The sequence below is a fragment of the Saltatorellus ferox genome (assembly GCA_007751475.1).
Lineage (GTDB): Bacteria > Planctomycetota > UBA1135 > UBA1135.
Genome location: CP036434.1, coordinates 2128442 through 2143735, shown reverse-complemented (window position 1 = coordinate 2143735; position 15294 = coordinate 2128442). Strand labels below are relative to the sequence as shown.

Annotated in this window: 10 protein-coding genes; 5 read left to right on the top strand and 5 right to left on the bottom strand. The window is 67.6% G+C overall.

Going from position 1 to position 15294, the window contains the following annotated elements; genetic code table 11:
• Window positions 1–31: 31 nt before the first annotated feature.
• Complete coding sequence (locus tag Poly30_RS07675; RefSeq protein WP_145195931.1) at window positions 32–1234, bottom strand: DUF1501 domain-containing protein; 1203 nt, start codon at window positions 1232–1234, stop codon at window positions 32–34.
• On the bottom strand, window positions 1231–2337 hold the full coding sequence (locus Poly30_RS07670) for a hypothetical protein (protein ID WP_145195929.1): 1107 nt from the start codon (window positions 2335–2337) through the stop codon (window positions 1231–1233). The genes Poly30_RS07675 and Poly30_RS07670 overlap by 4 nt, the downstream gene beginning before the upstream one ends.
• Before the next feature lie 305 nt (window positions 2338–2642).
• Here Poly30_RS07670 and Poly30_RS07665 point away from each other — a divergent pair, with 305 nt between their 5' ends.
• From Poly30_RS07665 to Poly30_RS07655, 4 genes are all read left to right on the top strand, one after another.
• Window positions 2643–5147, top strand: coding sequence for a hypothetical protein (locus tag Poly30_RS07665; protein ID WP_145195927.1), 2505 nt, complete (start codon window positions 2643–2645; stop codon window positions 5145–5147).
• A 55-nt stretch (window positions 5148–5202) separates the two neighbouring features.
• A complete protein-coding gene (locus tag Poly30_RS28240; protein WP_419191096.1) occupies window positions 5203–5775 on the top strand; it encodes a hypothetical protein in 573 nt (190 codons plus the stop codon).
• Window positions 5772–6461 carry an RluA family pseudouridine synthase gene (locus Poly30_RS07660; protein ID WP_419191095.1) on the top strand — a complete coding sequence of 230 codons (690 nt, stop codon included), beginning with the start codon at window positions 5772–5774 and terminating at the stop codon, window positions 6459–6461. Before Poly30_RS28240 ends, Poly30_RS07660 begins: the two co-directional genes overlap by 4 nt.
• Before the next feature lie 134 nt (window positions 6462–6595).
• Window positions 6596–9196 (top strand): bactofilin family protein, encoded by a 2601-nt coding sequence (locus tag Poly30_RS07655; protein WP_145195923.1) that lies wholly within the window; start codon window positions 6596–6598, stop codon window positions 9194–9196.
• Window positions 9197–9285: 89 nt separating this feature from the next.
• On the opposite strand, the gene Poly30_RS07650 is transcribed toward Poly30_RS07655, so the two are convergent.
• The 3 genes from Poly30_RS07650 to Poly30_RS07640 form a co-directional block, all read right to left on the bottom strand.
• Window positions 9286–10449, bottom strand: coding sequence for a sigma-70 family RNA polymerase sigma factor (locus Poly30_RS07650; RefSeq protein ID WP_419191094.1), 1164 nt, complete (start codon window positions 10447–10449; stop codon window positions 9286–9288).
• A 575-nt stretch (window positions 10450–11024) separates the two neighbouring features.
• A complete protein-coding gene (locus Poly30_RS07645; RefSeq protein ID WP_145195919.1) occupies window positions 11025–12254 on the bottom strand; it encodes an acyl-CoA dehydrogenase family protein in 1230 nt (409 codons plus the stop codon).
• Window positions 12255–12347: 93 nt separating this feature from the next.
• Window positions 12348–13118, bottom strand: a complete 771-nt coding sequence (locus tag Poly30_RS07640; protein ID WP_419191093.1) for a class I SAM-dependent methyltransferase — start codon at window positions 13116–13118, stop codon at window positions 12348–12350.
• Window positions 13119–13265: 147 nt separating this feature from the next.
• On the opposite strand from Poly30_RS07640, the gene Poly30_RS07635 reads away from it, so the two are divergent.
• The gene (locus Poly30_RS07635) at window positions 13266–14495 is read left to right on the top strand and encodes a deoxyguanosinetriphosphate triphosphohydrolase (RefSeq protein WP_145195915.1); all 1230 of its coding nucleotides are present in this window, start codon (window positions 13266–13268) and stop codon (window positions 14493–14495) included.
• Window positions 14496–15294: the final 799 nt, after the last annotated feature.

Sequence of the window (15294 nt, the reverse complement as noted above, 5' to 3'; positions counted from 1 at the left end):
CCGGCGAGGGAACCAGCGCCCAACCGCTCTGTCAGGCAAAGATCTCACGGAGCACGTTGCCCTTCGCCAGCCGCGCCTTCGCCCCGAACACCTGGGCGATCGTCGGCGTGAAGTCGATCGTCTGGCGGTCGTCCTTGATCACCACGTTGCGGCGGAAGTCCGGCCCCCAGGCGACGCCGTGCACGAAGCGAAGGTCATCGGAGCCGTCGCCGTGGTCGAGCCCGCGACGCGTGTTCAGGTCCGAGTCCCGACCGAACTCGGGCAGCACGAAGACCGCGGTCGAGTCGCGCAGCTCGGCGTCTCCGCGGATCGCCGCGACGAGTTCGCCGATCGCGGCGTCGTTGCGACGGACGACTTCCGTGTAGCCGTTGAACGACCCGTGCGCGATGTCGGCGTCCTGGAGCACCACGCCGATGAGGCGCGGGCGGAAGACCGACAGCAGATTGCGTGCGAGGCGCAGGGCCTTCGCGTCCCCGGCTCCGGCACCGCGGAGCTCCGACGTACTGCCGCCGAGTTCATCGAGGATGTAGCGCTCGACGCGCGCGCGGGACTCGGCCTCGGCGGTCGCGGGCTTGCCGCCGCGCAGCGCCTTCCGGAGGCCGGCGACCTTCTCGGCGGGCACCTCGCCCAGGGGACGCGGCGCACCGAAGCGCTTGACCAGCGCCTTGAACTCCTCGTTGAACACGCCGTCGCCGTCGAGCGTCGTCGCGCCGTAGCGCGCGCCGTACTCGGGGTGCATGCCGTGCGCATAGTTGACCTGCTGAGCACCTCCCGCCGTCGCCACCCAGACCTCTTGCGCCGAGAGCCCGAGGTCCTTGCGCACGTATTCGAAGATCGTCGGATCGGGGCCAGGCGCGTTGTCGCGGATGCCGCGCGCCTCGGAGATCCCCGTGACGATCGACATGGACGCGCCGAAGTGGCCGAGGTTCGCGGTCCGGAGTCGCGTGAAGAGCACGCCCTCGTCCGCCAGCTTCACGAGGTTCGGGATCTGCTCCGGCGAGCCGAAGGTCTCGCGGCTGCGCACGCCGCCCGACATGATGATGAGGACGACGTGCTTCGTCTTGCCGTCGGGCCGGAGCGGCGAACGCGCGCCGAAGGGCTCGAAGCCAGAAGCGAGGGCGCGTCCATCCGCGCCCAGGAGGCCGATCATGGAACCGGCTGCGCCCGCGCGCAGCAGATTGCGGCGCGAGAGCGGCAGCGCTCGGCCGCGGGAGTTCGAATCGGGGGCTTTCATGCGATCTGATACTCCGGCGAGGTCAAGAGAGTGTAGAGCACGAGTTCCGGCCCGTCCGGGCCGTCCTCGCACACCTTGAGAAACTGGGTGCGCTCCATGTCCGTGGGCTGACGTCCCAGGAGCCGGTCGAACGTCGCGTCGATCCACGGTCCGGGCTCGCCGATCTCGGGACCGCGGGGCGATCGGGTTCCCTCCGCGTCGAGCAGCATGCGCACGATCAGCGAGCGCAGCGGCACGGGGTCCCCGAGGCTATCGAGCGCCCCTCGCAGGGCCTCGACCTCCTCGTCGGGCGCGATCACATCGCCGAGGTCGACGTAGACCGAACGAACCCAGACCTGATTGGAGAGCGGGGCACCGCGCTCGACGCGCTCCGCGTACTCCGGCGAGGCAAACCACGCGCGATACAGCGCGAACATCTCGTTCGGGCTCTTCTGGATCTCTTTCCCCCACCGGGCGGCCTGCTTGCGATCGCACCTCGTTCGAAACAGCCGCTCGTACTCACGGGACACGAAATGCCGCGCCGCGTCGCGGTGCGTCACGGCGATCTGGATGACGTCCGACTGACTCGAAGCCTTCGACCCGAGGAACGTTCCGGTGCCGCCGTCGTAGGCGGACTTGCCGATCTCCAGCTCTCGGGTCGAGCGCTGCACCTCGATGCCGCAGAACTGCTCCATGATCACCGTGACGAACGTGTCCGCTCCGGGATTGCGCAGCTCGAAGCTCGGCGTGAGGGCGATTCGATGCAGGGCGTCGCGCGGGCTGATGCGCCGCGACGCAAGCCGCTCTGGTAGCTCGTCGAGGCTCGTACCGACCGGCTCGAAGCGATCGATCAGCATGAAGTAGTAGAGCTGGACGTCGAGCCAGTAGCGCCAGGACGCCTCATCGACGAGTGCGGCCTCGACGAGATCCACGAGCGGCTTCCCGAGCCAGCCCTGGCGCTCGGACCGAAGCGGAGCGCGACCGTAGAGGTCGTGGTAGAGAGCGCGGAGGAACCGCTCCGTCAGCATGGCCCCTCGAGAAGGCCCGCCAGAAGCCCCGCCAGAGGCAGCGCCGGCGTCGTCGGTCGTGCCTTGCGGCAGGATGTCAGGCCGTGAAGTCATCATGGGGCGAGCTGTCGGGGAAGGGGAAGTTCGCTCTCTCAATGTAGCGCTCGCAGAACCATCTACGAGCCTTGCGATGCAAGGGAACGCGGTTTCTCAGCCAAAACCGTGCGCACCCCCATAGCAGGGTAGTTTTCGATGGACGTCCCGTCGCTGCGGACTCGATGCGGCCCGTCCCAAACTGACAACTCTTCGCCATCGCCTGCCTCCTGCCAGCCATGATTCACGGTATCCATTCGCACCGACGCCCTCTCGCCCCGGGCCATTCCCTTCGCCGGGGAAACGCTCTCCTTACGTCCCTCGTCCTGTTGACGGTCGCCACGTCCGGAGCGGCTGCGTTCCTCGGCCTGGCGGTCAACGCGTCCGAGGGAAACATGTCGCGGGCAGACCGCTTTGGGACCACGCGCGCCGGACGGAGCGTGAACAAGCTTCTGGCAGAGAACCTGTGGAGCTCCTACCAGCGCAACCTCGGCGGCGCCGACCCGTCCGTCGCCAGCTTGCGCGCGTACCTGGACGCCCAGGGATTTCCCCATTCGCCAGGACCTGACCCGGCGCGCGTCGAAGTTCTCGGACGGCTGGGACTCGCGCAGGACGCGGCGGGCCACCGCGTCTTCGGGAACGTCCAGATCGATTCCGTCCTCGTGCACCGCGTCGACGAGGCTCGGGCGACTCGCCTCATCGTGACGACGCTGCCCCGGACTCGCCGCGGCATCGAGCGGAGTCACGCGGACGTCGCGACCCAGGAGACCGACGTCTTCGCGCTGGAGCCCGCGCGCTGGGACGGCCTCGACTACACGCTCCTCGCGAACAACATCAACTGCATCATGTGCCACACGCACGTGGACGATGCGCGCCGCATCTACGCGGGAACGGCCATGCTCGACGCCGGAGAGTTCCAGCGCGCTCGCGTCGGCTCCATCGAGAGCTTCCAGTTCCGGGAAGACCCTGACTCGACGATCGCAGGCACGCTGTACCTCGGCGGCCCCGCGATCGACGCCGATGGACGACCGATCACGGACTGGGCCCACCTGCCGCTGAAGGGCGCCGCACTCGACGGTTCCGGCCGGCTGATCGAGGACGGCTACGGCGGCCTCGTCGAGACGGACCTCGTCCCGGCAGATATGGCGTCCCCGATCCCCTACCAGAACCTCTACGTCGACTACCTCGCCCAGGCGAGCCAGGTCGACGGGACCCTGCCCGACCGCTTCCCTCCTCCCTTCCGGGACGACGGCGGATTCGATCCCGCGACCGGGACGCCGACGCCCGCCGGAGCGGACAACCGGATCGTCGACGACAACGAGTTCGCCGGCACGGTGGCCTCGTACAACGGCACGCTCTCCGGCGGCGCGATCAGCGTGATCGCCCCGGGCGACAGGATCACGACCGATGCGGCGGCCCGCGCGCTCGTGGCGGGAACCGATACGGGCCTCGGCGCGGTGACCGAGGGCAACGTGGTTCTGACGGGCACGGACTCCCGGCCGATTCGGATCAACGGCGACGTGGCGATCGACGGCGACCTCATCATCTCGGGGCCCATCGAAGGGACGGGGTCGCTCTGGGTCCGGGGCAACATCTACGTGCGCGGCGACCTGGAGTACGCCGACATGATGTCCGGCAGCGATCGGCAGTTCGGCATCTCACCGCGCGGGGTCTCGAACGCTCTCGCCATGACGGCGGGTGGCAACGTGGTCATCGGCGATCCGTTCCGTCCCCAGTGGGGTGAGGGCGCGGCCGTCGACGGCACGCCGTCCGGCACGTGGAACTTCACGCTGGAGCAGACGGCGGTCTTCAACCGTCGCGAGTGGATCAAGACCCAGCCGACGCTCCCGGGCCAGCTGGTCAGCGTCCAGGTCGGCACCCGGGACGTGCAGCGCGAGCTCTTCCAGTCCGTCCCGCGCACCGAGCAGCGCCCGGTGACCGAGCGTCGAGACACGGGACGCACCCGCGAGGTTCCGGTGTTCGCGAACGTCCAGATCGGCACACGCGAGGAGCCCGTCTACGAGACGGTGACGATCCCCTCGACCCGACCCGCGCCTTACGGAACGCCGACGTACGAGCGGCGCCAGGTCGGAACCCGCAGCGTTCCGATCATGGAGCGCCAGCAGACGGGCACGCGAAGGGAAGCGATCTTCGAAGATGTCGTCACGGGCTACACCGAGGTCGTGGTGACCGAGCAGGTTCCCTACTCGCCCCGCCGCTTCGAGACGACGACCGAGCCGGTCTTCGAGATGCAGCGTCCGCAGCATCCGAACCCCGAGTACAGGGGGCCGAACTTCATCCCGCGCTACTACGCGCTCGGCGAGGGCGACCCCGTGCCGGTGCAGAACGTCGAGGGATACTTCGATCCGGCCACGCAGCTCTGGCTGACGGACGAGCGCGTCGACGCCTGGGACGCGTCCAAGCTCACCATCGCCGACCCGAACGACCCGGCCGATCCGACGCTCTTCCCCGCGGGAAGACCGGCCGCCGTCATCGAGACGCTGGAACCCACCGGTGGCTGGATGGACTCCGACATCCTGCGCGGGCTGATCACCGAGGCGCTCGAGGCGCGGGATCCGAATCGGCCGCTGACGGTGGACGCGACGATCTACAGCTCGAACAGCGTCTTCGGGCTCGTGCCGAACAGTCCTTCGGAGGGGACCAACGGCGCCTTCCGCGTGGAGGGCTCCATCCTCGCAGCGGACGTCGGGCTCCTGGGGCCGGCGGGGACCGAACTGCTCTACGACCCGCGTAGCCAGAGCGTCCTCGACATCCGAGACGAATCGAAAATGTCGCTCACGCTCCAGGGGAGCGTCCCGGCACCGCGACCATGACATCCTGTGGGCAGAGCGCTCCCGGCGCTCCGCCCGCCGTGCTATCGTTCCGGCCATGGCACTCGAGCCCAAGCGGGACCAAGGAGTCGCCCTGCGCGCCGGAACGCTCCAGGACATGGAGCGGCTGCAGGGGATGTACACGAAGCTCCTCGCCGTCCTGGCGCGGTCGAACCCCACCGTGGATACGGCCCACCGCCTGCAGACCGACTGGGTGGAGACGCCCGGCCTGCTGGCGGCCTGGCTCATCGAACGGCGCTGTGATGATCCGCGCGGTGATGATCCGCGCGGTGCCGATTCGCGCGAGGTCAATTCGCGCGAGGTGGGCTTTGCGCTGGTCTGCGGGAAAGCGTACGCGGAGGCGCTCGGGTCGCCGACCGACTTCCTCCTCTACGAGTACTTCATCGAAGAGTCGGAGCGCCGCCGCGGGACGGGGACGGCGGCGCTGGAGCGCCTCTTCGCGCAGCACCCTGGAAGCTGGAGCCTCGACGTGCTGCCCGGAAATCTGCCGGCGATGGCGTTCTGGACGGCCGCCCTGGCGGACCGCCATCCCGTGGTCGTCGAGCGCGTGGACGAAGAAGGCGTGGCGTTCCTTCGGCACACGTTCCACGTCCAGGGGAGCCCGTCTTGAGGCTCTCGGGAACGGCCCTCGAAGAGCGAATTCTTCTGGAGCGGGACGGGATCCTCGCGGTCGACAAGTGCCCTGATCTGCCGACCTCCGGGCGGACGCTGGACGACGAAGACTGTCTTCAGTTCGCGCTCATGCAGCGCCACGGAGGACGGGTCTGGGCGGTGCACCAGCTGGATGCGGACACCAGCGGCGTGAATCTCTTCACGACGCGCAAGGAACTCGTCGAGCGGCTCAAGCAGGGGATGGCCGACAGCGCGGCCCGGAAGAGCTACCTCGCGGTGGTCCACGGGGAACCGGAGTGGGAGTCGTTCCTCTGCGAGAGGCCGGTTGGCCACGTGGCCGAGGGGCGGCTGGGCGTCACGGCCGCTGGCCGCCACGCGCGCTCGCGATTCGAGGTGCTGGCGCGCGCTGGCGGCTTCGCCGCCCTTCGAGCGGACATCGCGACGGGGCGTACCCACCAGATCCGCATTCATCTTTCGTCCCTGGGGCACTCCCTCGTCGGCGAAGAGTGGTACCGGCACGAGCTGTGCTCGCTTCACCCTCGGCAGGCCCTGCACGCGAGGAAGCTGACTCTCCCCGAGCCCCTCCCGCTCGAGCTGGAAGCCCCCTGGCCGGACGACCTCCGGGCGCTGCTGGACCGACTCGGACTGGGTGACGCGTCGCAGGCTGAGTCAGGTCTGGACTAGAGCGTGGACCGGACAGAGACGCTCACAGGGCGTTGATGGCACGAATCGAGTTGCGCTCCCATCGGGATCCCGGTCCGGCCGATGACTTGGATGGACCGCCATTCCTGCCGACAGGGCAAGCCTCCCCCCTGACCATGCCATACATTTCGCGCAACGCACGGACTCGTCCCGAGGACGACCGCTCCACGCTTTTCGGCTCGAGTCGCCGAGGCAGCTCCCTCATGACGGCGATCATCCTCTTGGCCGTCCTCTCGACCCTCCTCGCGGCCTTCCTGAATACCGCGTCGGATGACTCGAGGGCCGCGGCGACGCGCTCGGGACGCTTCGAGATCAAGCGTTCGGCGAGCAGCGTGAACCGCCTCGCGGCGCAGTCGATCTGGGGAAGCTACGCCCAGACCCTCGGCGGCGCCGACACGACGCTGCTGACGCTCCGCAACCACATGGACGGGCTCGGGCTGACCGATCAGGCGGGGCTCGTACCGGCTCCCATCGACTACACGAATCAGATCGGTCTGCCGCAGAACGGGGCTGGTGAGCTCGTCCTCGGCGACACCACCGTCAACTCTGTCTTGGTGCACCGCGAAGACGATGGCCGGGTGATCTCCCTCTTCGTCACTTCTGTCACAACGACCACCGAGGGCCAGCGGCGGCTCAGGCACACGGTCACGGACGTGTTCTCGATCGACGCACCGACCTGGCGTGGCCTCGACTTTGCGCTCCTCGCCAACAACATCAACTGCATCATGTGCCACACGGAGATCGACGACGTCGAGCGCGTGTACGGCATGGGTGGGCTGGCTGGCCCGGCGGGCCCCGGGCGTGCACGCGTCGGCTCGATCGAGAGCTTCATGTTCCGATCCGATCCGGACTCCACGATCGCAGGAACGCTCTATCTGGGCGGGAACGGCACGGACGAGCACGGCAACCCGATCGCCGACTGGGGTGCGCTCAACCTGAAGGCCGCTGAACTCGATACCGAAGGCCGAGTGCTCGCGGACGCCTTTGGAAACCTGAACCTCCAGGACCTCTCGCCGGCCGATCCCGGGGCACCGGCTCCGTTCGAGAACCTCTATCTCAACTATCTGGACGCGACCGAGCAGATCGATGGCGAGATGCCGGGCACATTCCCGCTGCCCTTCCGTGATGACGGCGGCATCGACCTCGCAACGGGCGACCTCACCACGGATGGTGCGGGCAACCGGACCGTCGACGACAACGAATTTGCGGCCACCACCGCCGGATTCACGGGTGCCGTGACGGGCGGAAGGATCGGCCTGAGCGCCCCTGGTTCCCAGGTCACGACCGCGGCCGGCGCAAGCGCGCTCCTCGCCGGCACCGAGACCGACCTCGGCGCCAGCAATCAGGGCAACGTGGTCCTGACCGGGACCGAACTCGATCCCATCAGGATCGATGGGTCCGTCGCCATCGACGGAGACCTCATCATCTCCGGCAAGATCGAGGGGCAAGGTTCACTCTGGGTCCGGGGCAACATCTACGTTCTCGGAGACCTCGAGTACAACGATGCGATCGTGAGCGGCCAGCGCCAGTTCGGCATCAGCCCCTCGGGCCAGGCGAACTCACTCGGCCTCACGGCGGGTGGCAACGTGGTCCTGGGAGACATCTACCGTCCGCAGTGGCAGGAGAGCGGGGTCGTCAGCGGAAGCGACTCGGACAAGTGGAACTTCACGCTCGAGCAAGCCGCCGCGTTCAACGGCAAGGAGTGGGTCAAGACCCAGCCGACGCTTCCGGGCAAGCCGGTTCTGGTCCCGTCGACGACCGCGACCTCGCAGGAGATCTTCATCGAGACGATCGAGATCGAGCAGGTGCCCGTCTACAAGTCGGTGCCGAACGGAACCTTCTGGGACAAGCCCGTGTACGGCAGCGTGCTCGTCGGACAGGAAGAAGTGCCGATCTACGAGACCGTCTTCCACGCCAGCACGCTGGATCCTCCGTACGACAACTCCTGGTCCGAGCAGGTTCAGGTCGGCACGACGATGAAGGACAAGTACGAGTGGCAGCAAACCGGCACGGTCCCCGTCGAGAACGTGGACCAGGTGCTCGACTACTACGACGAGGTGCCGAAGACGGTCTACACGTCGTACGACCCGCCCCAGTTCACGGACGTCGACGTGACGACCATGGTCTGGCACACGCCGACGTACTCGAACCCTGGCTACATGGGGCCTGACTACGCGGCTCGCTACTATCAGTTCGGACCCGGCGACCCCGTACCGATTCAGAACAAGGACGGCTATTTCGACGATTCCAAGGGCCTCTGGGTCATGGAAGAGGGTGTGACCGGCTGGGACACCACCAAGCTGACGCTCGCGGACCCCGACGATCCGACGGATCCGATTCTCTTCCCGACGACAGGGCGGGAAGCGGCCGTCACGACGCTGGAGCCCACGGACTCCTGGATGGACCCGGACATCCTCAGGAGCATGATCCAGGACAGCCTCATGGCCCGCGACTCCAGCGAGCCCGTGAAGCTGGACGCGACGGTCTATAGCGCCAACAGCATCTTCGGTCTCTTGCCGAGGAGTCCGAGCGAAGGAACGAACGGCGCGATGCGCGTCCAGGGAGCGCTCCTGGCGGCGGACGTGGGCCTGCTCGCCCCGCGGGGCCTCCAGCTCTACTACGACTCGCGCGGCAAGGACGTGCTCGACATCCGCGACGAGCAGGACCTCGGACTCCGGTTCGTGGGCACGCTGCCTGCGCCGCTGCCGGTTCCGTAGAGCGGGCACCGCGTCATGCGAACGAGCCCCGCGACCGAAGACGGTCGCGGGGCTCGTTTCACTGGAGGCGATCGAATCGCCGCCGTTCGCTACAGGAACGGGTCGATCGCTTTCCGAAGACCCGGGGTCTTCATCTTGTTGATCGCTCGGACCTGAATCTGGCGAACTCGTTCGAGGCTGACACCCAGCTCCTTCGCGACCTCGCTGAGCGTGTGCTCACGCTCCCGGTTGATCCCGAAGCGCATCTCGATGACGAAGCGCTCGCGCTCGGAGAGGCGGTCCATCGCGCCGTGGATGCCGTCCTCCAGCGTGCTGTCCTCCATCGTGACCGAGTAAACGCCGGACTCGTCGGCCGCTCCGAGGACCTCGGCCAGGTTGTTGGTCGAGTCGCCCGTGCCGAACGGAGAGTCGATCGACATGGTCGAACGGCTCGCCGCCAGCGCGCTCTCGACGAGGTGCTCACCGAGATCGGCCTCTTCGGCGATGGCGGCGATCGATGCGTCGGGACCGAGCTTGTTCTGGGCGCGACGAACGTGCTTCATCGCCTTCTGCAGGTACACCGGCACGCGAACGGTTTGTCCGTTGTTGTACAGGTAGCTGCGGTAGGCCTGGTTCAGCCAGTGCACCGCGTAGGTCCGGAAGAGGAGCCCACGGCGCCAGTCGAAGCCGTCCACGGCGCGGAAGAGCGCAGCGGAGCCCTCCTGGATCAGGTCCAGGCGCGCGATGCCGAGGTGGGCGTAGCGCTCGACGTTGATGACGGCGAGGTAGAGGTTCCGCTCGACCAGCTCCGTCCGCAGATGATGGAGTTCCACCCAGCGACGGCAGACTTCCGCCGGAAGCTCGCAGTTCTGCTCGCACACGTTGCGGTAGGTCGTCGGCGAGTAGAGCGCCTTGCCAGCGATCTCCTCTTCCGTCAGCCTGTGACGATTCAGGGAATGCTCGAGGCGGAGGCGGGCAAACTCGATCCGGCGAGCGTGACGAGCCTCTTCCTCGCGATCCATGATCGTGATCATGTCGATCTCGGTCCGGAGCTGCTCCTCGATGGACGCGACGCGGTTGTCGCGGTCCGGGCGAGCGGAGGAGGCGGCGTTCTTCCAGGAGGAAGGGTCGCGAAGCTCGAGGTCATACTCTTTCCGGTTCCAGTCTTGCGCGCGACGCTTCGCCTTCGCGGCGAACCCCTCGGGGTCGTCCGCGAGGCGGTCGAGCATCAGGTCCAGGTCGGACAGAGTCTTCAGGGTGCGGGTTGCAGTCATGTCGGTTCTCCAAGGGCGAGCCGTCGCATCTCGAGCCGCGGGTGAAGGCCGCGTGAACGCAAGAGAGCTAGGAGTCGCCTGGGTTGGGCGTACGCTCGGGGTGGGGACCCGGTGAGCAAGCCCTGGTGACAAGCCAGTGCGAGCGCCGTGCCGAACGATCTGGCGGTGGGTCAGATCGAGCCCTCCCGGGGCATCCGCTATTCGCCACATGTACGTCTCGCGACGCTCAGAGTTGGATGAACTTTACGTAACTACCCTCATCACAGTTGCTTATCAGCACCTGAGATGGCCTCAGACAGGAATCCCCATCGCCTCTGTTCGATCCCCGCAAGGAACTCCGTCCGAAGGACGCTCTCGGAGTCCTCTCATCCAGGGGAGGTGACGGAGCTGTCACCTGCGTCAACCTTCGTCCCGCCTCCGGAGCGCGCCGCCCTCCGGCTGACAGAACGGCAGTCGCCGCCCCCGGACTGCCAAATTGGACAGCTTACCGGGGGCGGCGACTGCGACCCTGACGTCCCCTGGAGAGGACGCTTTCATAGTTCGGGAACGGGCCCATTCCAGGTCCCGGCGCGCGTTTACTTCTGTGGCGAGGAGTACGGCTTCTGCTCCTCGGTGGGAATGAACGCCTTGAGGTGCTCCAGCTCGTTCGCCTCACGGATGAGGTGGCGCGAGATCACGATCCTCTGGATCTGGTTGGTTCCCTCGTAGATCTGGAGGATCTTGGCGTCGCGGAAGAACTTCGCGATCGGGTAATCCTCCATGAAGCCGTAGCCACCGAAGACCTGGACCGCGTCGGTCGCGACCTCCATGGCGACGTCCGAGGCGAAGCACTTCGCCATGGCCGCCATCTTGGAATTGGCCGGGCTGGGTCCGTTGGCGTCGATGCCAGCGGCCGCCGCGTAGGTGAGCTGCCGCGCCGCCTCCGTCTTCATCGACATGTCGGCGAGCATCTTCTGGACCATCTGGTGCTGGCTGATCGGCACGCCGAACTGGACGCGGCGGTTCGCGTAGACGTTGGCGAGGTCGAGGGCTCCCTGGGACGCCCCCACCGCCTGGGCCGCCACGCCGGGGCGCGCGTGGTCCAGGGTCATCATGGCGTGCTTGAAGCCCAGGCCCTCACGGCCACCGATGAGGTTCTCGGCCGGGACGCGGACGTTGTCGAAGTGGGTCTCGACGACAGGAACGCCGCGGATCCCCATCTTGTTCTCGACCTTGGCGATCGTGAAGCCGGGCGTGCCTTTCTCGACGATGAACGCGCTGATCCGGCGGGACTTCGAGGTCGAATCGGTGACCGCGAAGACCGTATAGACGTCGGCGACGCCGCCGTTGGTCGTCCACTTCTTCTCGCCGTTGATGATGTAGTCGTCGCCGTCGCGCACGGCGCTGACGGAGAGGCCGCTGGCATCGGAGCCCGCGAACTTCTCGGACAGACAGAAGGCCACGAAGGTCTCGCCCGCGGCGATCTTCGGCATCCACTTCTGCTTCTGCTCCTCGGTGCCGCCCAGGAGAATCGGGAACGAGCCCAGCGCGTTGACGGCGTAGGCGACGCCGAAGCCGGAGTCCGCCTTGGCGAGTTCCTCTGCCACGAGCGCGAGGGACAGGATGCCGGCGTCGAGGCCGCCATAGGCCTCGGGGATCCAGGCGCGGAAAAGGCCCGCTCCGGCCACGGCCTTGGCCGCCTTCATGTTGTACTCCGAGTGACGGTCGGCGTGGGCTGCGCCCGGGCGGACGACGTCGTCGGCGATCTTGCGGGCGAGGGCCTGGAGCTCCAGGGCCTTGTCATGGAAGACGATGTTCTGCTGCATGTAGGTATGGAAGCGTGGGGCCGAGGCCGGAGCCCAGGATCGGGGTCGGAGCTTGAATCCTGGACGGGCCGCGCGGTGCGGCCGGAGAAAACCCTAACGTGTGAGCGGGCCGGGGTCTCGCCTCGCGACGACGATCTGTCGTTCGGCGGAAGCAGATTCGAAGGGTCGACCGTCGAAGGCACCGGCGCGTCGAATCGTCCTCACCCCCACCGCTTCGAGGAGCCCGTCCAGTTCCTCTGGCTCGTACATGCGGACATCCTCGTGCCAGGTACGCATTTCGCCGGAGGCGAGGGTGAGACGAACCGTCTTGGTGACCCGCCGGCCGCCGTCCGTGAGGGCGCGCTCCGACTCCAGCACGATCCCGTCGCGCGCCTCTCTCGAGCTGGGCTGGAGGCCCTCGCGGATCCGCGAAGGATTCATGAGATCCATGACGAGCCACCCGCCGGGCCGAAGCACGCGCGCCATCTCCTGAACCGCCGCCCTGTCCCCGTCCGCGCCGAGGTAGCCGAAGGAGGTGAAGAGGTTCAGAACGGCGTCGAAGGCTCCGTCGTGGAAGGGCAGCGAACGCATGTCGGCGCAGGCGAGGCGGCCCCCGAGGAGTTCGGCCCCACGCTCCAGATCGCTGGAACTCCGCAGGAGATCGAGCGAGAGGTCGATCCCGAAGACGTCGACACCCCGCTCCCGGAGGGCGAGGCTGTGCCGTCCGAAGCCGCAGCAGTCGTCGAGCACCGGGCCTTCCACGCCGGCGAGGAGCTCGGCCGCGACCCAGGCGGTTTCCTCCCGCGCGGCGGGCAGGTTGCGGTGGGAGTAGACGTCGCGGTAGTCGCTGCGGAAGGCCTCCACGTACCAGGGGGTGTCGGTCATGTCGGGAAGGGTAGCAAGCGACGCATGCCTGGGGTCCGTGACCATCGCCAGGCGTAAGACTTTGCGCCCGTGCGTGGCCGTGCGCTACCGTCGTGGCCCCCCCCACCGACCGAAACCGTACGGGACCCCCGATCGTCTCTCTCTCCGATGTCAAGCCACGAACCCTTCGCCCTTTCCGACCGAGCCACGCGCGAGTCGAGGGAGGCCCGCCAGCTGGCGCCCCACGCCATGAAAGCGGTGGATTCCAGGGGTCGAGCGCACCCGGAGAGCCCGGACCCCCACCGGACGATCTTCGAGCGCGATCGCGACCGGATCACCCACGCGACCGCCTTTCGCCGCCTCCAGTACAAGACCCAGGTGTTCCTGAACGACGAGGGAGACCACCACCGCACGCGACTCTCCCACAGCCTCGAGGTCTGCCAGGTGGCCCGCAGCGTCGCCGGCGTCCTGCAGCTCAACGAGCCGCTCGCCGAAGCCCTGAGCCTCGCCCACGATATCGGCCACCCGCCCTTCGGTCACCGCGGCGAGTGGGCGCTCAACGAGCTCATGAAGCCCTACGGCGGCTTCCGTCACAACGCTCAGGTCCTGCGCGTGGTGGACCTTCTCGAACGTCGCAACCCGGACTTCCCGGGCCTCAACCTCACGCGCGAACTCCGCGAGTCGCTCCTCAAGCATGAAACGAGCGAGGACTGGCCGGAAGAATTCCAGCCGAAGCCGAAGCACCCCTTGCTGGAGGGCCAGGTCACGGACCTCGCCGACTCCACCGCGTACAACAAGCACGACATCGAGGACGGCCTCAGCGCGGGCATGTTCACCGAGGCCGATCTCGAGGCGAACGTGACCCTCTGGAACATCGCGCGCGAGCGAGTCGCCGAGCGTCATCCCGGTTTCCTGCAACGGCAGACGAGCGATGTCCCGCTCCGCGTGAGTCGCCTGGCCAACGAATTGATCGGCGTCTGCATCGTCGATCTTTGCCAGGCGACCTACCGGAACGTCCTCGACTCGGGCGTGACCTCACCCGCCGACGTCCAGTCCCACGACACGATGCTCTGCGGCCATTCACCCGAGATGAAGCCCCACGTCGCCGAGCTCCAGAAGTTCCTGTACCGGGCGTTCTACCGCCACCCCTACCTTCAGTCCTTCCGAGTCTGGGCCCGCGAGGTGATCGGCGGCCTGTTCGAGGCCTACCGTGCCAGGCCCTCCGAGATGTCTCCCTGGTATTTTCGATGGGTCGATCAGGTCGGCCTCGAGCGAGCCGTCTGTGACTTCCTTGCCGGCATGACCGATCGGTTTGCGGTCCAGGAGCACCGTCGTCTGGTCGGCGATGTCCCTGCCCTGGAGAGGCCCCATTCGGCGATGTCGCGCGGGCTTCGGTAGTTCTGCCTGGCGAGGCCAGCGAACCGCCCTGCCCGACACCGCCCCCTGCGTCCGCAGGACGCCCGGGCCCACCTCGGCCCCGCAGGGGCTGAGCGGCCCGCGCGCGGCTTGCCCGCGCGGCCTGTGCGGCGAGCACGCCCGCCCGGCGAGGGCGCCCGTCCGGCGAGGACGCCCGTCCGGCGAGGACGCCTGCGCGGCGAGCGCCACGCGATGCAATCGCTATTTCGCCGTCAGGCGAAATGCCAGAGATACTGCGCGCTGTCACAACGATCGTCCGGTTCGGCATTCGATGCATTGGTCGCAGTCCCGCCCGCCACCGACCTCCCGACATCGACTGCCTGCCGTTCGCGCGCAGCGTCGAACGCGTGGGCAGAGGCTTCCCGCTGACGGCTTGTGGGCTGCCCGCTGACCGCTGACCCTGCCGACTTCCCCCATCTGACTTCCCCTGCCGACGTCCCGACACAGACTGCCTGCCGTTCGCGCGAAGCGTCGAACGCGTGGGCTGAGGTCTCCCGCTGAAGACTTCGGTACTGCCCGCTGGAGCGCTCGCCCGATAGGGCGAGCTGGGCGGGGCTCTGACCCGCAGGTCTGAGGTCTGAGGTCTGAGCGACAAGTCCGATATCTGCCCAGCTCGCCCATGCGGGCGAGCGCTCCAGCGGGCAGCACCGAAGTCTTCAGCGGGAGACCTCAGCCCACGCGTTCGACGCTGCGCGCGAACGGCAGGCAGTCGATGTCGGGAGGTCGGCAGCGGACGGGTCAGTGGCGGGCGGGACTGCGACCAATGCATCGAATGCCGAAC

Bases quoted from the DNA above. Each gene is read 5' to 3' on its own strand.
- Poly30_RS07675 (WP_145195931.1), bottom strand. From the start codon at position 1,234: ATGAAAGCCCCCGATTCGAACTCCCGCGGCCGAGCGCTGCCGCTCTCG.
- Poly30_RS07670 (WP_145195929.1), bottom strand. From the start codon at position 2,337: ATGATGACTTCACGGCCTGACATCCTGCCGCAAGGCACGACCGACGAC.
- Poly30_RS28240 (WP_419191096.1), top strand. From the start codon at position 5,203: ATGGCACTCGAGCCCAAGCGGGACCAAGGAGTCGCCCTGCGCGCCGGA.
- Poly30_RS07655 (WP_145195923.1), top strand. From the start codon at position 6,596: ATGCCATACATTTCGCGCAACGCACGGACTCGTCCCGAGGACGACCGC.
- Poly30_RS07650 (WP_419191094.1), bottom strand. From the start codon at position 10,449: ATGACTGCAACCCGCACCCTGAAGACTCTGTCCGACCTGGACCTGATG.
- Poly30_RS07645 (WP_145195919.1), bottom strand. From the start codon at position 12,254: ATGCAGCAGAACATCGTCTTCCATGACAAGGCCCTGGAGCTCCAGGCC.
- Poly30_RS07640 (WP_419191093.1), bottom strand. From the start codon at position 13,118: ATGACCGACACCCCCTGGTACGTGGAGGCCTTCCGCAGCGACTACCGC.
- Poly30_RS07635 (WP_145195915.1), top strand. From the start codon at position 13,266: ATGTCAAGCCACGAACCCTTCGCCCTTTCCGACCGAGCCACGCGCGAG.